Raw genomic sequence first — 20,390 nt, forward strand, 5'->3', positions numbered from 1 at the left:
TGGTTTACTGTGATAGGCACTTATCGAGTCCCCCTAGCCCCCCTCAAGAAGTTCCCGTGTACACACAAGTTATCGAATCACTACCAGTTCTGGAATTACCCCACCCTAACCCTCCCCTTGGAAAGGGGAGGGGACAATTTCCCCCCTTTATAAGGGGGGATTAAGGGGGGTAATAATGTGATTAATATCACAGCTAACACTTTTCAAACAACCTCTAAAACAAGGCACTCGTAGAAGCAAGCAATAGATAACAGTAAACAAAGAAGAAAAATTTACTAAGTTTTTTCAACAATTAAATATGAATCCTAGACAAACAACGTGAATCAAAATGCAGCTTTATCTTTTACAAGCATTTACCGACACCCTTAGAGATGGTGCTGTCAACGCCAGAAGTATTACTGAAGGTTGGGACGCTCAATGGGTTAGTTTATTACAAACAGACACCCAGAATAACTTATATGGTGCGCTCACAAATTTGGGAGTGTTTTTCGCTGTTGGTACTCTTTTATTTTTTATGGTGCAATGGCTGAAAGATGTTATCTACAGTGAATATTCTCGTCCGATATCTGGTTTGATTTGGCCTTTTGTTGTCGTTGTTTTATTAAGTAACACTGGTAGTGGTAGTATTCTTTCGGCATTAACTTTAGGGTTAAAAGATTATATCAATTTTGTGAATCAGCAAGTAGTAACCACAGCCGATATTAATAGGAATTATCAGCAAGCCATAAATATGAGTGTTGCGGAAGAAATAGCTGGTTCTTTATTGCGTCCTTGCCAAGCACTAACTGGTGAACAACAAATTAGATGTTTTGATAGAGCAAATGATCAATTGACTGACCTTTGGCAGGAATATAGAAATGTATACGGTAAAAATAATAGATGGATAGATAGATTAGAAAATCAAGTTAATCAAATTCAATTTGGTAGTATCAGTGATGCAGAATTTAATGCCCTATTAGGAAACACAGCCCAAACAACTATTAAAAACTTTTTAATTTCGTTGCAATTTGCTTTTCAAAATTTGCTGGAAGCTACGATGTTATTAATAGCAGTTTTAGGGCCAGTGGCAGTAGGTGCTTCATTATTGCCAGTGGCAGGCAAGCCGATTTTTGCATGGCTTACAGGCTTTTTATCTGCTGGGATTGCCAAGATTTCTTTTAATATTATTGCTGCATTGACAGCCACAGTAATTGTTGATGTTGTTAATAGCCGAACTATAGATATCAACTCTAATAATCCTGATTTAATGTGGTTTATAATTTTTTTGGGAGTTTTAGCACCTTTGTTATCTTTATTATTGGCAGCAGCAGGAGGGTTTGCAGTTTTTAGCGCAATTAGTAATACAGAAACTTTGGTAAAAAATAGAGTTTAAACTGGGTATTTTTTAAGGTTGAATAGGGGGTGATAATATGGTCAATATCCTTAAAAAGAAACACGAAAAGCGAATAGGAAGTGTGCTGACAACTTTTGCGATCGCCACTTTTAGTTTGCAAATTTTAGTACTACTTCTATTCATCATTCAAGGCTTAAATATTCGCCAACTGAGCCTGAGAAAACCACCTAACTTTGTGCAAATGGTAGATGGTCAAACAGTAGGTGCAATTGATGATTTAGAAAGAGATCCCGAAACCATCCTGCGATTCGTATCTAAAACAATGGTCGCCATGTTTAACTGGTCGGGAAAGCTACCACCTCAATCTATTGAAGAAGTCGCCAAACCAAAACCAGATAAAGGAATTCAGGTCAGAAATAGAAATGTCACTACTAGCACTTGGATAGCTAGTTTTGCAATTTCAGAAGATTTTCGTCAAGGTTTTTTAAGTGCGATCGCCGACCTCACACCGCCAGAAGTTTTTAATAACAACCCCAGCCAAAGCATTACAGCACAATTAATTATTAAACGCCTATATCCCCCCGAAAAAATTGCCCCCGGAAAATGGCGCGTTGGTATGGTAGCTGACTTAATTCAAACCAAACGCTCAGATAACCGCAGAAGAGTTACATCATTTAATAAAGATTTATTAGTCCGTGCAATTGATTATTATCCTTATCCCCTAAGCGAAAATAGCACCGACCTCCAAAAAGCAATCTATAATACACGCACAGACAAACTAGAAATTTACGAAATTCGTAATTTGTGTTTGTTGGATGAGTACGGTAATCAACAAGATAAAACCGGTCAATGTCTCAATAGAAGACCAAGAAGTAGTTTTCTAAGATAAACTTTTCACAAATAATCAAATAAGCTATTGCACCTACAAGTTGCACAATTGACATTTTGGGTAAAAACTTCAAACCCTCTCCCCCGCTCCCCTGCCACTCTGCCTTTGAACCATGCAAATCCTCAAGACAGAAAATAAAAAAAGTAACATTCTTCCTTTATTTGCAGTCGCCACATTTGGCTTAAATGTGTTCGCCTTACTGCTGCTCTTTTTTCATGGGTCTATGTTACAAGCTCTTAAACAACAATTAACACCGCGAAGTTTAGTACAGCTGATAGACGGTCAAGCCATTACCGTAGATCCTAAACCAAGTTTTGAGCGTCATCCTGAGACAATTCGCCGCTTTGTAGGCGAAACCATGAGCTTAATGCTAACTTGGTCAGAAAAACAACCACCAAAAACAGTCTGGGATACTAGCTCCCAAATGTTATCTAATAATATTAAGCAAAAATTATTGCTAGAACTGACTAATTTAAAATCAGCTTCCCAATTTGAAACTATTAATACCGGCTCTGAATATGTATTAGTGATTGATAGCATTTCCCAGCCAACCCAAATAGCAGAGGGAGCATGGAAAGTAGAGTTGTTTGCTCATCAATTAAGTTTTACTAATTATGACAAATTAGGAGATTCAAGTTCATTTAATAAGCAAATTTTAGTTCGATCCGTAGACGAATCAGCCACAACATTACCACAAAAACCAACGCTGTGGCATTTAGCAGCTTATCGCCTTGGCGAAGCTCGACTAGAAATTTACAATATATGTGACATAAAAGACAAAAATTGTTCCTGAAATTATCAGCAATCTATATACTATGACTTCATATTCCATTTCATCAGAAATTCCGCCTCAAAGTCTGGCAAACCACCCCAGCACGGAGCCGCCAAAACCAGCAGAATACTCCGACTGGGAATCTAAAATAGCAAGACTAGTAGGTTTTGAAGACGAATCAAAAACTGTGAATGTCGAAGCCACAGAAGAACTAGACATTCCAGAAAGTTTAACTGCTGACCCACAAGAACTTAAAGCTAAACAACCGCTATCAACTAATCCCTTTGCCAAATTAACCCTAGTAGCATCGGCTACCTTTGTTGTAGTTATGCTAACTGGAGTGTTTTTATCACAACTTATGGGTGGAAGCGGTCAAAAGGCGAATAAGATTGCTACCATTACTACCCCACCAACCACGGCTCCCCGCCAGCGAAATTTAGAACAAGAAATCGAGACTTTAAAAACAAAATTAGCTCTTGCCGAACAAGCACAGGATCTCACAGCCGCTCAACAAAATTTGAGGAATGGAGACACACTGTCAAGGTTAGATGGCAGAACAAACTCTCGTAACAATGTTGCTACCAGAACACAAGCAGTACCAACACCCGCACCAACAGTTTATCTGCCTCGACCAACAGCACTAGGCGATCGCATCGCTACTCGACCCGTTACGCCAACCGTTGTGCTACCTCCTGTGACCCAGGTTTCCCCACCATCACAACCAGCAGTTACTACCCCACCACCTCCACCAGACCCCTTGCAAGAGTGGGCAAGGTTAGCTAAATTAGGCAGCTACGGTATGATATCCCTCACTGGCACATCTGCTGTGAATGTCGCCCAAGCTGCCCCAACACCCAACAATGCCAATGACAATGTTGTGGCACCAGAACTATCACAACCTCAGCCAAACTCTGAAGCACAAGGGACGAGATCTGTACCCGTTGGAACTAGTGTCAAAGCGGTAGTAGCCACAGCAATTTTTGGAGAAACCACTAGGTCAAGAAATAACGACAAAGATGATGAAGACAAAAATACATTTGTCATCCAATTAAAAGAACCCTTAAAGTCAGCAAATGGCGAAGTTGTCATCCCGGCAAAAACCGAATTATTAGCTGAAATTAAGTCACTTTCAGAACAAGGTCTGGTGCAGCTAAATGTAAATAAAATTGTCACTGTAGATAAGGGCAATGTTATACAAAAAGCCTTACCCAATAATGCAATTACTATTCGCGGTGTCAGAGGTAAACCATTAATTGCAAATAAATTTCCTAATTCCAGTGGATCTATTGCCAGCATGGACTTAGGAGTATTTATCTTGGGTGGTATTGGCAAAGCCGCAGAGTTATATAACAGAACCGATTCTAGAGTTGTGTTTACAAATAATACTTCTTATGTAGATAATAGTAATCCCAAACGTAACATTGTAGCTGGTCTTTTTGAGGGTGGTTTTAACTCTGTAATTCCGCAGATTTCACAACGTAACCAACAGGCGATCGCTCAATTAAGCCAACAAACTAACGTCTGGTTGATTCCTGCTGGTAAAGAAGTGGAAATATATGTAAATCAATTATTGCAGTTTTAGTCATCAGAATTTATAACTTATACTAAGTTGCGTTCAGAAATAGTATTCCTACTATCAGCCCAATTTACTATCTTTGATTGCAACTTGGTATTAGCAGTCAGAAGTCAAAATTGCTCCGATTGTTGCAGATATAAACTCATAATTTTGCATCTGTTCTAGCTTTTTAACTCTGGCTTATAAATTCTTTTAAATTTTGAATTCTCTACTCATCCATTTTGGCGTTTACAGCCATGAAACAAGTCAAACTTTCAGAAAAAATTTTCAGTTCTTCTTATTTCTCATCACTGGCATCCTCGATTATATCAGTAGGAATTTTATTACTAGCAGGGCGTGCTTTAGCTCAGAATGCTGTTTTGCGTTCCATATTTTCTTGTCAGGCTCAGGGTTTAAGTGGAATAGTACCTACTGTCAAAGTTTCTTATAAGCAAGGTACAAACTTAAGTTTTCTGCCAGCAGGCGAAACAATTAAAAAAGTTTGGTTAAATGACCCATCCCAAGTAACTATAGATTTTGATGGGCCTGTATGTATGCAGTTTGGGCAAGATCGTAATGTTAATAGTGGAGATTGTAAAAACTCAGCCGCAAATGTCATTCAACTTCGGCGCATTCCTAAACTGAAAATTCCCGGACTGCCCAATACTGATAAAACACTTTTAACAGTGATTACCGAAGCACAAGGAAAAAGTAAACTGTATACGTTTGAAGTTATTTATACAAACTCTGACCCTGGTTATCATACTTTAGCGGTTTATGCAGATCCTCCGTCTGGAAATACTGAAGCACCTTGTGTCAGAGGGGCTTCTTGAATGAAAGAGGGGCTAGAGATTAGGGGCTAGAGGCTAGTATTTTTTCTCAGCACTCCCTACTCCCCACGCCCTTTCTATTTATTGATTATTACTTCCTTCTGGCGCAGGAGCCGCAGGTGCAGACTCAGTTTGTGGCCGAGAACGACGCAGTGCATTCCGTAACCTATTAGCACTATCAGAAGTTGTTGCTGAATCTGGACGACGGCGACGGCGACGCTGCGTTTTGGGTGCGTTGTTTTCGCCACTTGATGTAGCTGCTTCGCTTTGACGTGGTTTTGGTACATTGCTGTTAATAGGCTGACGCAATTGCTGACGAGGTGCAGTGTTTTCTGATGTAGATACTGATTCTCGTCTCTGCCTAACTTCTGGGGTCACATCAACAATAGTCCCTGAAGTTAAACGCCGCCTACGTCTGGGAGATTCATCAGTTGAACTTTGATTCGCAGTGGACGTTGCTTGTCTTTGCCTTTCTGCTTCTCTAGCTTGTCTTTGTCGTTGGCGTTCTTGGGCTTCTTTATATTTTCGTGACCCTCGGATAGCATAATTAGTAGAAATTGCTACGCCTTGCCTACCGCTCTCACTCGGCTTTAGCTTCCACTCACGGGCTTGTCTGAGATGCGCCTCATCTAGCTCTCGATTCCCACTAGAACGGGTCAATCTGACATTAGTAACATTGCCGTTGGTATCGGTGTCAACAGCAACCTCAACCTTGCCTTCAATGCCCCGCCGTCTTGCTTGCTCTGGATACTTACTATCACATTGACGGCAGGCTGCACGACCATTACCTCGGTTGGCTGGTGCTTGAATTTTACGTGGTGTTGGCGCGACTGCTACTGAATTGCCATTACCAATACCCGTGCCAGTACCGCTACCAATGCCACTGCCATTGCCATTACCGATACCAGTGCCAGTACCACTACCAGTGCCAGTACCAGTGCCAGTACCAGTGCCAGTACCAGTGCCAGTGCCACTACCGATACCTATACCAATACCACTGCCAGTTAAAACTCCCGTGCCACCACTAAAACCTGAACTGCCACCACCACCGCCTGGAGAGCCTGAACTACTGGCAGTGTTTGTCGATGTCTGCGTTGTAATAGGACTAGTATTAGCTGTATTTGATACATTTCTAGTTTGTGGTTGTGAACTAGTTACAGGTTTGGTAGCCACAACAGGTTTTTCGGCAGGTGCTTCATTTGTTTGTACTGGTACAGGAGCATTAAGCTGTTTTTGAGGAATAATAGGTGACTTTAACTGAGGCTGTGGTTTGGGTTGAGGAACAAAAGCAACCTCATTGCTTAAGGTATTAACACTATTAATAACTGGTTGACTAGGCGATCGCTCCTGTACATTTTCTTCCACAACAATCTTTTCTGGTTCTGGAGCATCAACGATCTGTATCTCTATTGGATCTTCTTCAACAGGCACTCTTGCCAAAAAGTTGCCTATACCAGCAGCTAGTAAGCCAACGTGTAGTGCAAGAGAACCCGCCAAACTACAACCCAAAAATAACCTCAGAGCCTGAGCTTCTTTAGAACGCTGCTCAACAGCAATGCTGGAAAAGCTCATAGTTATTGCCACCTATTATCACTAAACTCTGTAATCTTATAATGCTCCGGTACAAATATCAAGCAATAAATGTCAGAGATTGGTTAACTTCGGGGGCTGGAATACCACTTTTAGCGAGAAAAAACAGTCTCGTTCCTTAAATACCAACTTTTGTCAGCCTCAGCCTCTGTTAATTACACAAGAACTTTTGCAAATATCTATCAGCTTTTTCTGAATGTTTTTGATAAAAAATATCATTTAGTTTTGATGCTTGTCTCAGCATTCCCAAAAATTTTGTACAACAGGCGATCGCTTGACTCAGGAGTTACGTCTTTACACCGAATTTATCACTAACCCTTATACGTAAGTTATATGTAAAAATTCCGTAATTATTCTTAATAATTTAGCGGTTTAAACTTAAACTTCAAAAAAATTAGGTAAATTTATCAAATCTCATTCAAAAAATTACTGAATCTTTGAAAAAAGAATTGATACTACTGATGGTCAACGGTAAGCTAATAATACATAATTTTCTATACTTCATTGGTCTTGATAAATACCATGACCACCTATAGTTTATATACGGAATTAGAAGAACAAGATATTGTTAAATCTAATTTTCCTCCGTTAAATTTACCAATCGGGCAAGAAACAATATATGACTTCTTAATGGAAGTTGTTAATCAACGATCCGTAGAAGATGTATTACAAGAGTTTAAACGGTTATTTTTCGGTTTTTCAGAATCAGGAAGTTTCAAGACCATGCCAGTAATCCGAAGAATATTACTGGCGAATAATGAACAGGAATTTCATAATACTATCAAGCGGTGTTGCTACATCGTAGTTAATAATTGGGCATCTAAAAGAAAATATGACACTATTCAAGAATTAATTAACTTATTAGCTAATTATGAAATTTTCTTCCAAAAAACAAGTTATAAAAGTTTACATATTTATAAACAATGGTTAGGAAATTTTATTAACAGCGATGACTATCAAGAATTAAAGCTATTTGCTACTAGACACGATAGTCATAGCAAAGTTCACTGGGCGAATCGCTATGCTGCTTATTTATTAGTTGCACAATCTTTGAATGCTGATAACCCAAAAGAGCAACAAGAGGCTGCAAGTAAACTTTCTAAACAAATCAAAGATAAGTTTAAATTTGACCTAGCAATTTATATTGCTCGTTCCCAGTCTGCTGCGTCAAGCAATACACGTTACAAAAACCCTAGTATTTTAGGTGAGGATGTTTTACGTTTAATCAAATTGATTATCGTTAAAAAAGGTCTGTTTAGTTATGAAAATATAGCCAATATATTTATTAAGCAAACTCATAATCAAACTTTCAAAGACTTTAAAAAAAGTATTCGTAAATACTTATTTTTTTCTGTAGATAACCTGGATTTAGTCAAAATTTTAAACCAGTATTTAAAGGAAAATTTATCTGCATGGAAGCCAGAATATGATGAAGAGATTTTAGATAAAAACCTATTTTTAAGAAGCTGCAATCGTTTAATAGATTGTTTGACAACAGAAAATGGTCGAGAACCTTCAAGATTATTTGTGCTGTTGCTTTCGCATGGACACCCGCTAACCTTAGTAATTATCCTACTCAAGATTATTTTAATTTGCCCAAATTCTCGCAATCATTTAGAAATAAGAATAGCTCATTTAATTCGGTATTATGAGAAATTCCCCGAAGGGGAATGCAAATCCGTGATTAATTTTATTGAAATTTTTAATATTACTTTTGCTATCTACGCAGAAAATATTGAATATAATTTGATTAAAGTTAACGAAGATGGAAGCAACTATGATTCAGAATCATATATTGATGCATATCATGTTTTTTCACAAATAAAGGAAAATGTTTTGAAATAACAAATTTGAAAAAGGAAATTTAATTATTTAGTGGAGGAACTAAATATCATCTTGAATGGATAAAAAGAGCCAACCGTATTCAGCGAACGGTTATTAAAAGGTAACTTGATAATAAAAGTTGTACCTTTACCCATTTCACTTTGTACATTTATGCTGCCCAGGTGTGTCTGAACAATGGCATTTACGATCGCCAATCCTAATCCAGAACCGCCACTGCTGCGGGAGCGATCGCTATTCACGCGATAAAAGCGATCAAAAATTCGTGGTAGTTCGTTTTGAGGAATACCAATCCCTGTATCTTCAACCTGAACGATAGCATGATAATCGCTGCGGTCTAAATAAACCGTAACTTTACCGCCTGCTGTTGTATATTGAATCGCATTAATTATTAAATTAGAAAATAAACGATATAGCTGGTCTTGATTACCAAGGATATTTAAAGGAGTTGGCAAATTAAGCTTAGATGTTAGCGTTATATTGGCGGCGATCGCTAGTGCAGCAAACTCCTCAATTAAGTCATTAATAATATCATCTAAACAACAAATTTCACCTTGTATTGTCACAGGTTGACGGTCTAAACGCGCCAGTAATAATAAATCCGCTACCAGATGCGTGAGGCGTTGATTTTGCCGTTGTATTGTTTGTAGAATGTCCCGCGCTTCCATTTCATCCAATTCTGACATTAAAAGTGCCGACTCCACATTCGCTTGGGTGGCTGCTAGAGGTGTCCGTAACTCGTGCGCTACATCTGCGGTAAATTGTTGAATTTGTCGGTAGGATTTATATATTGGTCGCATTGCTAATCCTGCTGTCCACCAACTAGCAAGACCAACTAAAACTATAACTATTGGCGAACCTAATACTAAAGTGAGCTTTACTGCATCTAAATAACTGCTAAAATCTTCCAGACTGCGCCCTACTTGAATATACCCCCAGTCTCGATTGTCTTGGGTATGCAATGTAAAAGAAATCTGATGATAAAACTTACCTTGATTATCTTGTAGAGTTTGCCATAATTCTTTTTTAAATTGGGATGATATTCCTGTCGGATAAGCACCTGCTATGGCAAACAAACGCCCAGAATTATCAAACAAACGTACATAGTAATGACCTTGATGAATTGCGCTAAGAGTATGACGTTGAGAATTGAATGTCTCTGAAATACAATTTTTTTCTACTAAACAGATATTAGGTAAAAGCTCATTTACTATTGGTTCTAATTTACCTGGTTGTTGAAGTTTTAGTTCAATAGTATCGTGTAAAGTTCCCGCAACTGATTCTATTTCTCGGTCTAATGTTACCCAATGAGCATGAGAAATTGCTTTATAAATACCAAAACCGCACACACTTAAAATCACAGCCATAAAAAAGGCATACCAAAGTGCCAAACGCAGGCGTGTTGATTGAAACAGTTTATTTTGATTCATCAGTAAAATTGAGACGATATCCCAACCCATGCAAAGTTTCAATCAGGTGGTCATAGCCACTATTAGCGAGTTTACGCCGCAGCAAGCGCATTTGAGCCGCTACTACATTACTCACTGGTTCTGCATTTACTTCCCAAAGCTGGTTGCGAATTTGCTCAGTTGTCACAATTTGGTTTGGGTGTTTCATAAAATATTCTAGTAGCTGAAACTCCTTGTGAGTTAAAGTAATTTCTTGTTTATTGCTACCCAAATTATTACTAATAACTATATTTTTACTATAGTCTAAAGTTAGATTACCTAATTTTAATTCTTGTGGCTGGAGTTGCGGCGATCGCCTTTGCAAAGCTCGCAATCTTGCTAATAACTCTGCCATGCCAAATGGCTTGACTAAATAATCATCTGCACCTGCATCTAGCCCAGCTACTTTATCTTCCATGCTGTCTTTAGCCGTGAGCATTAACACAGGCAGAGGATTATGATAATTTCGTAATTTTTTACACAATTCTAAACCAGAAATGCCTGGAATCATCCAATCGAAAATAGCTGTTGTATATTGTGTCCAGCTATTTTCTAAATATAGCCATGCTTCATTACCATCTTGTACCCAATCAACTAAATACTTTTGTTGAGTTAAAGTTCGCTTAATAGCAGCACCTAAGTCTGGTTCATCTTCAACTAGTAGTACTCTCATATAATTAAATCGGCCGAATATCGTCAACTTTTAGCCGTAAATTAGGTAACAAATAAGATGAAATAGTATCTCCTATACGATATTGTTGCTGTTCATACGCACCGTTAACTAAGTAACAGACAGTGAGATTGGGATGTTTTGGATTGCCAATAAATTGCAAATCACCCAATCCCCGAAGGTTTACAATCCAATATTCAGATATATTAAGAGAAGCAGATTCTTCCACTTTTCTAGCATAATCATCCTGTCAATTTGTACTTACAAATTCAGCAAGCAGTTTAATGTCATTGAAAAATCTCCAAGACTCTTCACGATTAACAATTTGATTAGTTAGCGATTAAAACTAAAACGTCCGTCTATTTTTTTCCCTTCGACATCGGCTGAGATTTTTACCTGATACTGACCAGCTTTATTTTCCTTTAATAGACCAGTATAGTGTTTATCTTTAGCATCATAAGTAAACGGAATAATCTTTGCCTTTCCATCGGGTAGTTGCACTTGAGCAGTCACTTTAGCATTAGGTACGGTTGCGTGGCTATCACCTGTTTGTAAATATAAATCCAGATGAGTTTGATTAGCTTCTTTTTCTGGAACCAACTCTAAATGATAGTTGCCTGTTTCCACAACTTGACCACCTTTAGAAGCACCATGATTAGAAGATATTTTTGCGACAGGTGATGGAGTACCAGAAATAGAACTTGCTGGATTATTATTTGTATTTGTAGTTGGCTGATTGTTACTACAAGCTCCTAAAAACAGTAATCCAGCACTAGCTAAAGTTACATAAGTTAGTTTAAAGTATGACATCGATTGAATCCTTGACTAACAAAAATAAGACTAATTTTTGGCTAATAAAAGTTTGCCAAATTTGGCATATAAAGCAGGTAATACAACTAAAGTTAATGCTGTGGAAGTCACTAATCCACCTAAAACAACTATCGACAAAGGTTGTAAAATTTCTTTACCTGCTCCACCCTCAAACACTAAAGGTGCTAATCCTAAAGCTGAGGTAAAGGCTGTCATTAAGATAGCATTTAGACGTTCCATTGAGCCTTGAATTAAAACTTCTTTAAGTGATAACCCTTCTGCATATTTTGTATTGTAATTATCTACTAATAACAAACCATTGCGAGTGGCTACTCCAAATAAAGTAATAAAACCAACCAGAGAAGCAATAGATAAAACTCCACCAGTCAAAGCTACAGAAAATACTCCTCCTACTAACGCCAGGGGTAAGTTAATCATAATCATGACGGTAGAAGGAATAGATTTGACAGACAGATACATAATGATTGTAATTGCAATGAAGGCAATAACACTGAATATCAAAATATTTTGCGTAGCTCTTTCTTCAGCTTCAAATTGTCCAGCATATTGGATATAGTAACCAGCAGGTATTTGCACTTGTTGCTTAACTTTAGTTTGAATTTCATTGACGATAGAACGTAAATCGCTGCCCCTGGCATTAGCAGAAACTACAATTAAACGAGAAACATTTTCTCTATTGATGGTATTTGGGCCAGTACCATTATCAATAGTGGCTACTTGTGATAATGGAATTTTTTGGCCAACGGGAGTATCAACCAACAAATTTCCTATAGCATCTAAATTTTGGCGTGCATCTGACTTTAACCAAACAACTAAATCAAAAGTTTGTTGATTTTCTAAAACTTGTGCAACTACTCTACCGTTGAGGGCAGTTTCGATAATTTCTGATAATTGTCCGGCTGTTAAACCATAGCGAGATGCAGCTTCGCGGTTAAACTTAATTTGGATTTGTTCGATTGGTATTTGAGGTTCTAATTGTAAATCAACAATGCCATCAACAGTTTTCATTACGCCATCTACTTGACTACCAATAACGCGGAGTTGAGCTAAATCTGAGCCAAAAATTTTAACTGCGATCGCACTTCTTACTCCTGATAATACCTCATCCATGCGATGCGAAATAAACCCGCCAATATTTGGTGCTACTCCTGGTAATTTGGCAAACTCTTGACGCAGTTTTTCAATTGTCCCTTGTCTATCTTTCATCCCTGTATCACTTAACTCAATATCCAAGTGCGCTAAATTTACGCCAGCCGCATCTGCATCACCAGGCGCACGTCCAGAACGCAACTGTACATAAGGAAATCTCGAATCATTTTTGAGTGCTGCTTGCAAAGCTTCCCCGGCTGCATTTGTAGTTTCTAAAGAAACACCTGGATATAGCATTAAAGTATTAACTAAAGTTTGTTCTTGAAACTCTGGTAAAAACACTCTCCCAAAGGAGGGAAAAACTATAATTGCTGCGACTAAACTGGCAATTGCTATACCTAGAATAATCTGTGAATAGCGTAGAGAAAATATGAGTATAGGCTGATAAAGTCTCTTAAAAAATCTAGCTACCCAAGGTTCTATCTCTGGTAAATTACCATGAGGTAAAAGGATGGCACATAAAGCAGGAGTGACTGTCAAAGCAGTGATACTAGATGCAATCACCGCCGCCATATAACCCAACCCCATAGGAATAAAAATACTCCCTTCAACACCAGTTAAAGCAAACACTGGTGAAAAGACAACAATAGTAATCACGGTTGCCCCAAAAACTGAATCTCTAACTTCCTGACAGCCATCAAAAACTACATCTAAAACGGGGCGGGGGTTGGCTGAATATTTATTCTCTCGCAAGTTACGATAAACATTTTCAGCATCAACAATCGCATCATCAACGGCTGAACCAATGGCTACAGCTAATCCTCCCAAGGTCATCGTATTTAAACCTTGACCTAACCAATTTAGTAATAACACTCCCACAAGTAAAGATAAAGGTAAGGCGGTTAAACAAATAGCTAAGTTTCGCCAATTCATCAAAAAAGGAATCAAAATTAAAGCAACAATAATGCTGCCTTCTATTAAAGCTTCTCTGACATTTTCAATCGAAGAATCTATATAATTTTCTTGCCGAAAAGTAGCAGTAACTTTGATATCTTGGGGTAATCCTGCTTTCACTTCTGCCATTGCTGACTCAATCGCGCGGGTGACAGTGGGGGTATCAGCTTGCGGCTGCTTATTAATCATGACAATGATTGCTTTTTGACCGTTAAAGCTACCATCGCCGCGTTTGATGGCTGCACCAATTTGTACGTCAGCAACATCAGATATTTTTATAGGTGTACCATTACGCGCTGTAATTACTGATTGTTGTAATTCTTCTATAGACTCAATTCTGCCAATCCCACGAATTAACTTTTCTCGATCAGGAGTGATTAAATAGCCGCCAGGCGCGTTAATATTCACCGCCGCAACCGCTTTTTGTACGTCTTCTAAACTGAGATTAAAAGCACTCATTTTTAGTGGGTCAACTAACACTTGATATTGTCTAACATCACCACCATAAGCTATTACCTGACTCACTCCAGGAACGGCTAACAGACGATTTGTAACTTGCCAATCAACAATGCGCCGAACTTCCATTAAAGAATTGCTTTCGGATGTAAAGGCGTATTGTAAAACAGTCCCAATAGGTGAACTAGTAGGAGAAATTTGTGGCGTTTCTATTCCTTCCGGGAGCTTACCTTGCGCTTGTTGTAATCTTTCTGTAACTAATTGACGGGCTTGATAAATATCGCTTCCCCAGTTAAAAATAACTTTCACAACAGAGAGTCCCGACGCGCTGGAAGAACGTACTGCTGTTACTCCTGGCGTACCATTAATCGCACTTTCAATTGGTAAAGTTACTAAAGATTCAACCTCTTCTGGAGCTAGTCCTGGGGCTTCAGTTTGAATTTCAACTTGAGGTGGCGCGAAGCTAGGAAAAACATCCAATGGCATTTGGATAATTGTGCGAAATATCCAAATTGTAAGAATAATTGTACTTAAAATAACTAACCAACGACGAGCGATCGCCCATTTTATAATCGCACTCAGCATTGACAAACCTATCTAAATTTCAGGTGTGACTGTAGCTATCATTAATCCCCAGAAAAAGCCAAAGCGAGTTTTGGTGGCACGACAAATATTAAAACCCGCATTAGTTAGAATTTGATGCAATTCAGCTTGAGAGTAACACTGCTTATGTGCTGAATCAAAAACCCTCAAAAATAAATCCAATAATTTACATAAAAAATAATCTCTACACCAATCTAAAATCACCAGTTGACCATCGGGCTTAAGAACACGTTTCATTTCTGCTAACGCAGTATCAGGGTCTTCAAAATAATGAAATGCACTTGCAGATACGATAATATCAAAAGTATTAGTGGCACAAGGTAATGCTGATGCCGAACCAATTTTAAAAGAAACATTAGGATAACTCAAACATTTTTCTTGAGCTATACTTAGCATTTTTTCGGAAATATCTATTCCGGTTACTTGTTGTGTAGAATTTTTTTGAAGTAGTAAGCGTTCAAACTCTCCTGTTCCACAAGCAACATCAAGCACTATTGCTGTTGAGGGAATATTTACCCAATTTTTCAGAAAAGAAAGGGTTTTGCTAATATAACTATTCCATCGTTGATCGTAGAAATTTGCAATTCTGTTATATTCTTGACTAACTAATGTCTCACTCATAGGATTTAGATCTAATTACTATATAAATAAAATTAGCTGCTAATTATCTTCTGAATGACGATGATTTTTATCATCAGCAATTAAGGCAGAATTAGATAATTTTGACTTTTGATTTCCGTTGACATACACTTCAGTTTCATAACTGAATCTGTCATTATCAAACTCATCTGCTGCTAACAGCCGAGAACGAGTCCGGCGATTTGACCAAAAAGCACCGACCATAAAAGATGTAGCTACCGCAGTTCCACCCCCAACACCTATTAGCCACAGTGGTACTGGCATATTTGATGTTGTTTTTGTGGTAGTTTCTGCCTGTTCATGGTCAGCTTGCTTAGACTTGCTACCACCCCGTAATGACTGCGCGTAAAGTTGTGGTGCGCGCTGAGTTACTATTAAATCTCCCTCAAATAAACCAGTTTTGACCTCAACCATATCGCCAGAGGTTTGACCCAAAACCACTTCGACTGCTTGGTAAGCGTTACCGTTTTGGATGTAAACCTGTGATTTACCATTAACATCAACAACCGCAGCCGAGGGAATAACTAACACCGTTGATGATGCTTCGTCTGTGAGAACTTCTAATTGAGCGAACATTCCTGGTTTGAGTACGCCACCAGGATTATTAATTTCGGCTTTTACAGGTACAACTCGCGTGTCACCTGTCACCACAGAATTAATTACAGTTATACGTCCAGTAAATGTGCGCTTAGGTAAAGCAGCAATTTTGACGTTTACCCGTTGACCTTGACGAACTTTATTCAAATCTTTTTCGTAAATATTAGCTGTGGCAAACACGCGGCTATCATTAACCAGCGTCATTAATTTGCCACCTGCATCATTAAATGTTTGACCAATTGTGACTTCTCTATCTGCAACCCGACCGGAAATCGGTGCTGTAACTGTAACTAATCCTTGGGCGTTGCTGCGAATGCCGAGTTGTTGTAAGCGAGTTTGATAAGTGCTGTTACTCAGGCTGATTCGGGACTTGGCGACATCAACAGCAGCTTGGGCGCGTTTGAGTTGATTTTCTGCTTCAATAACTTCCCTGCGGCTATTGGCTTTAGTTAGTTGGGCTTTCGCTTCTGTCAGCTGCGTTTGAGATTCTAAGGCATTGCGTTGAGGTAAAGCACCTGCTTCGGCTAATTGCTTGTCTTTGTCATATTTTTCTTGAGCGAATGCTACTTGACTTTGGGCTTGAGCAATTTCCGCAGTTGTGATTTGTTGATAGCGATCGCGGTTTTGTTGCGCTAATTTTAAATCAGCTAAAGCTTGTTGTAAATCAGCCTGTCCTTGCGCCAGTTTTTCTTGTGACTCTACACGCAACGATACCAAATCAGGGCTAGAAACCACAGCTACAGGTTGACCTTGTTTCACCAAAGCACCAGGTTCCACCAATAGTTCAAGCACTTTCGCCCCCGGAATAGGCGTTGTCACTTCTACTTGTTTGCTAGGTAGCGTTTCAATCTGTCCTGTGGTTTTAATACTGACAGCTAAACCTTGACGTTTGACAGGTTCAACTTTAATTCCTAGCCGTTGGGCTGTTTCCGTATCAACTTGAATGGAAGTATTTGCTGGGGTAGCTTCATGTTCTCCTGAAAATTCATTGCCGTGTCCAGCGTGCGCTAGAACTACTGCGGGACTTGCGAACAAAAGCAAGCTCACGAATAAAACTGTGGGGAAACGCAGAGAGTTTGACATCGCTATCCGAAATCCTGAAGTATAAGGGCAAATTTCTGCACCTGACTCCAGTGTTTCATCACTAAATGAAATAGGGATGAAATTAGACTTGTACTTGGTATTGGAGAACAAGAATTTTAAGTCTCACGCATTCGGCGAAGCCGTTCTCGCAGAGTAGACGCAAAGGCGTAAAGAAAGAGTTATGAGTGCAAATCAACTTTTCAACTTCTTTTCTTCCTTCTTCGTGTACTTTGCGCCCTTTGCGGTTCGTTTTATCAATTAACGCAATAAACCACTAAAAACTACTTCTTATACCAAGCTTTGCGCCACTGCTTCATTTGGTTAATCTCAGTATCTTGCGCTTTGATAATTGCTTGAGCCAAATTCTTAATTTCTGGACGCTGAGATTTTTGTGCTGCATCTTTAGCCATAACTACTGCTGCTTCATGGTGAGGAATCATCGCATTGATGAAGCGCAAATCAAATTGAGCATCAGCTGCACCCAAGTCCATGTTCATCATCATGGCTTGCATTTGCTGGGATGACATATTGACTGTTTTTTTCTGTTGGGCATCATAAGCTACAGCTTGATTTCCTGCTTTGGGATACCAAGCTGTGCGCCACTGTTTCATTTGAGAAATTTCTTGGTTTTGCGCTTTGATGATTTCGTCTGCCAGCTTTTTAATTTCTGGGCGTTGAGATTTTTGCTGTGCAACACTCGCCATTTCCACTGCACCTTGATGATGAGGAATCATCGCATCAATAAACCGCAAATCATAGTTCGCATCGGCTGGGCCTAAATCCATTGTCATACCGTGGTGCATACCACTATGATCCATCATTCCACCACCATGATTCATGTGTTGCTGGTTACTGGTATCTGCGGTGGTTGTGGCAGTATTTGGTTCTTGACTGGAACTTATACTTGTAGAACAAGCCGTTAACAAACTGCTTGAAAAAGAAGCGGCTAATAATGCCAATGCTAAAAAGCTGTTTTTGAGAGTTGGTAATTGCATATGTAAGATTTTTTTTAGTTAGACTACAACTTAATTATTTAAGTAAAATTTTCAGGATGAATTTCACTTAAATAATTTTATATGTACAAACTGACTCTTGTACTTATTACACAGCCTAACAACTGTAAATGAAATAGAGATGAAATTTAAATGCAGTCTTTAATTATTGGTTATGACCAAACGTTCATCTAGCCAAGCTAAGGCTGCACCAGATGTTTCCGCTAAGATACTAATCAGACGATATAAAGCGATCGCACTAATTACGACAGCAGCAGGAAAGCGATTTTGCAAAAGTGCGATCGCGGTTGCTTCAAATACACCTAATCCCCCTGGCGCACCGGGAACTATCAACCCTAACAACCAAGCAAAACTAAAAGCTCCCACTAACAAGGGAATCTGGCTCAGACTCACAGGGCTAATTGCAACTATAGTTAAAATAAATCCCAAACTCCGTAGTGTTAAAAAACCAACTTCTCCTAATAAGGGACGTAAAGGATAGCGTTCAAGGCTGAGAGCCTCGTTTGATGAATTACTATTAGCAGATTTTCTATTTTTTACTTTAGATAACAGGCTAATTACTGGGTTTAAAAATTTAGGATGCACCGCAGACAGCACTAAAATCAAAATTAAAAATTGTAATATTGTTATCGCTAAATTAGTCTGATAAGTCGCTAATTGACCACCAAATAAAACAAAAACCATAAAAGCTGCTGCGGCCATGAGTAGGGGTTCTAGCAACACACTCAAGGTAGCTGCACCTGTAGAAACATTAGCATTTTTCGCTGCCACAATTCGCCCATAATAATGCCAAACATTACCCGGCAAATATTTGGCGATGTTTGTTATTAAGTATACTTGGATGAATTGTACAGATGATACAGGTTGCTTCAAATCTCGTAAAATCCAAGTCCAAATCCAGCCAGCCCAAATATGTGCTAGCAAAGTTACGCCAGTGGCGATCGCTAGAATAGCCCATCCTGCTGCATCAATTTCCATAGTTGTCACCCCAGCCCAATTATCTTTTAAGGCTTTGGCGACAAAAAATAGCGTTCCCCCCAAAATTAGCCAGCGTAAAAATTGCTTCATCACTTTGGTCATTTAATAACTTCAGCACCAAGGTTTGAATGTCTTAAATCTTATGGTACATCAGCCACATCCTCAAGCACTTAAAAAATTAATCTTCAATTTTGCTGAAAACTTAGGTAATGCTTTTGACTATCTATTTCTCATTACACTGAGCCAATTAAATTCTTTTCAGGTAAATATTTGATTTAAGCAATATTACTATTAAATTGAATTTAGCTTTTTATATTATTTTGAATACTTGACAATCCCTCTTAAGTATGAAATAAACCAAGCCTTAGTATTTTTTAAATTTGGTTTTATTTTTGAAGTCATTTCCCCGAATTAAAAGCTGAAAAAACTAGTTTTCTCTCTCTCTAGTTAGATAGAATTTGGGCATTTTCGGGCAATATAATGTAGCTTAAGCCAGATGCATAATTAATTTTATATCAATTAAATTAAAGACTGTTGGTTCAATAATGCTCACCTAAAACAAGGAACCAAACTTGCTTATCTTGTAATAAATTATAAGCAAAAAAACTTGTTCATGGCTGAAAGGAGGTATCAATGAAAAAACTCACAGATTTATTGAAAAAACTACGAGTGCGTCAAATTGTAACTGTATTTTTGGCTGGTTTATTGTTGATAGTTAGTACTGCTTGCACAAGCGGAGATCAGACAGGTGCAAATCCTAATAACCCTGCTGTACAAGCTGGTGGTGCAAACAATCCTCATAAGAACGGTGGAGATAAATATACCAGAAACGTTTCCGCCCTACCTTCTGATTTATTAATTGCTACAAACTCTGAATCAGAAATACTCTATCCCGGTGCTGAAACACCACAAGGTAGAGTAGAGAAAGAAAAAGAATTGCCAATAATTACAAGAGAAAACTTTCAACAACCTGAACCGGGTGGTTTAATTCAAAATCAATCTGACTTAGGAAATCGAGTATCAGATCGCCTCGAAACTGTGAAAGAACAATTTCAAGATGCTAGTAGCTTTGTCCAAGATAAAGCAGCAGAAGCCAGTGCTAGACCTGAGTTACAAAAAAATCCAGCAGTAGGCAGATAGAGTTCTTGATTTTTTCCCAGGTAGGAGACTAAAAATTTATCCCAAATTTTATCTCCAATAATCTTTAACTTAGTTACA

General features: G+C 38.5%; 16 protein-coding genes and 1 pseudogene. 7 read left to right on the forward strand and 10 right to left on the reverse strand.

Annotation, left to right across the window (positions count from 1 at the left end; all coding sequences use genetic code 11):
* The first annotated feature begins 328 nt into the window (after positions 1-328).
* The 5 genes from H6G76_RS01795 (at position 329) to H6G76_RS01815 (ending at position 5,382) form a co-directional block, all read left to right on the forward strand.
* Positions 329-1,372: a hypothetical protein gene (locus H6G76_RS01795; RefSeq protein WP_190694648.1), complete on the forward strand. Its 1,044-nt coding sequence runs from the start codon at positions 329-331 to the stop codon at positions 1,370-1,372.
* 37 nt (positions 1,373-1,409) lie between these two features.
* Entirely contained in the window at positions 1,410-2,222 is an 813-nt protein-coding gene (locus tag H6G76_RS01800) for a hypothetical protein (protein WP_190694650.1), read from the forward strand.
* Positions 2,223-2,334: 112 nt separating this feature from the next.
* Positions 2,335-3,015, forward strand: a complete 681-nt coding sequence (locus H6G76_RS01805; protein WP_190694653.1) for a hypothetical protein — start codon at positions 2,335-2,337, stop codon at positions 3,013-3,015.
* A 22-nt stretch (positions 3,016-3,037) separates the two neighbouring features.
* Positions 3,038-4,576: a TrbI/VirB10 family protein gene (locus tag H6G76_RS01810; RefSeq protein ID WP_190694655.1), complete on the forward strand. Its 1,539-nt coding sequence runs from the start codon at positions 3,038-3,040 to the stop codon at positions 4,574-4,576.
* Between the two features lie 230 nt (positions 4,577-4,806).
* A complete protein-coding gene (locus H6G76_RS01815) occupies positions 4,807-5,382 on the forward strand; it encodes a hypothetical protein (protein ID WP_190694657.1) in 576 nt (191 codons plus the stop codon).
* 78 nt (positions 5,383-5,460) lie between these two features.
* On the opposite strand, the gene H6G76_RS01820 is transcribed toward H6G76_RS01815, so the two are convergent.
* On the reverse strand, positions 5,461-6,951 hold the full coding sequence (locus H6G76_RS01820; protein WP_190694658.1) for an energy transducer TonB: 1,491 nt from the start codon (positions 6,949-6,951) through the stop codon (positions 5,461-5,463).
* A 540-nt stretch (positions 6,952-7,491) separates the two neighbouring features.
* Here H6G76_RS01820 and H6G76_RS01825 point away from each other — a divergent pair.
* Entirely contained in the window at positions 7,492-8,814 is a 1,323-nt protein-coding gene (locus H6G76_RS01825) for a hypothetical protein (RefSeq protein ID WP_190694660.1), read from the forward strand.
* A 23-nt stretch (positions 8,815-8,837) separates the two neighbouring features.
* Here H6G76_RS01825 and rppB read toward each other — a convergent pair whose 3' ends face one another.
* The 9 genes and pseudogenes from rppB to H6G76_RS01870 form a co-directional block, all read right to left on the reverse strand.
* Entirely contained in the window at positions 8,838-10,241 is a 1,404-nt protein-coding gene (gene rppB, locus H6G76_RS01830) for a two-component system sensor histidine kinase RppB (RefSeq protein ID WP_190694662.1), read from the reverse strand.
* Positions 10,228-10,932, reverse strand: a complete 705-nt coding sequence (gene rppA, locus H6G76_RS01835) for a two-component system response regulator RppA (RefSeq protein ID WP_190694664.1) — start codon at positions 10,930-10,932, stop codon at positions 10,228-10,230. The genes rppB and rppA overlap by 14 nt, the downstream gene beginning before the upstream one ends.
* Positions 10,933-10,936: 4 nt before the next feature.
* Positions 10,937-11,215 (reverse strand): annotated as a pseudogene (locus tag H6G76_RS01840) (Uma2 family endonuclease); the annotation flags it as partial.
* 47 nt (positions 11,216-11,262) lie between these two features.
* Positions 11,263-11,739, reverse strand: coding sequence for a hypothetical protein (locus H6G76_RS01845; RefSeq protein ID WP_190694666.1), 477 nt, complete (start codon positions 11,737-11,739; stop codon positions 11,263-11,265).
* Between the two features lie 30 nt (positions 11,740-11,769).
* The gene (locus H6G76_RS01850) at positions 11,770-14,844 is read right to left on the reverse strand and encodes an efflux RND transporter permease subunit (RefSeq protein ID WP_190694668.1); all 3,075 of its coding nucleotides are present in this window, start codon (positions 14,842-14,844) and stop codon (positions 11,770-11,772) included.
* 12 nt (positions 14,845-14,856) lie between these two features.
* Positions 14,857-15,483 carry a class I SAM-dependent methyltransferase gene (locus tag H6G76_RS01855; RefSeq protein WP_190694670.1) on the reverse strand — a complete coding sequence of 209 codons (627 nt, stop codon included), beginning with the start codon at positions 15,481-15,483 and terminating at the stop codon, positions 14,857-14,859.
* Between the two features lie 39 nt (positions 15,484-15,522).
* Positions 15,523-17,181, reverse strand: a complete 1,659-nt coding sequence (locus H6G76_RS01860) for an efflux RND transporter periplasmic adaptor subunit (RefSeq protein WP_190694672.1) — start codon at positions 17,179-17,181, stop codon at positions 15,523-15,525.
* Between the two features lie 281 nt (positions 17,182-17,462).
* On the reverse strand, positions 17,463-18,176 hold the full coding sequence (locus H6G76_RS01865; RefSeq protein ID WP_190694673.1) for a DUF305 domain-containing protein: 714 nt from the start codon (positions 18,174-18,176) through the stop codon (positions 17,463-17,465).
* Between the two features lie 159 nt (positions 18,177-18,335).
* Positions 18,336-19,274: a lysylphosphatidylglycerol synthase domain-containing protein gene (locus H6G76_RS01870; protein WP_242056286.1), complete on the reverse strand. Its 939-nt coding sequence runs from the start codon at positions 19,272-19,274 to the stop codon at positions 18,336-18,338.
* Between the two features lie 531 nt (positions 19,275-19,805).
* Between H6G76_RS01870 and H6G76_RS01875 the strand changes: the two genes are divergently transcribed.
* A complete protein-coding gene (locus tag H6G76_RS01875) occupies positions 19,806-20,312 on the forward strand; it encodes a DUF6658 family protein (protein ID WP_190694675.1) in 507 nt (168 codons plus the stop codon).
* Positions 20,313-20,390: the final 78 nt, after the last annotated feature.

This window comes from Nostoc sp. FACHB-152 (genome assembly GCF_014697475.1).
Lineage (GTDB): Bacteria > Cyanobacteriota > Cyanobacteriia > Cyanobacteriales > Nostocaceae > Nostoc_B.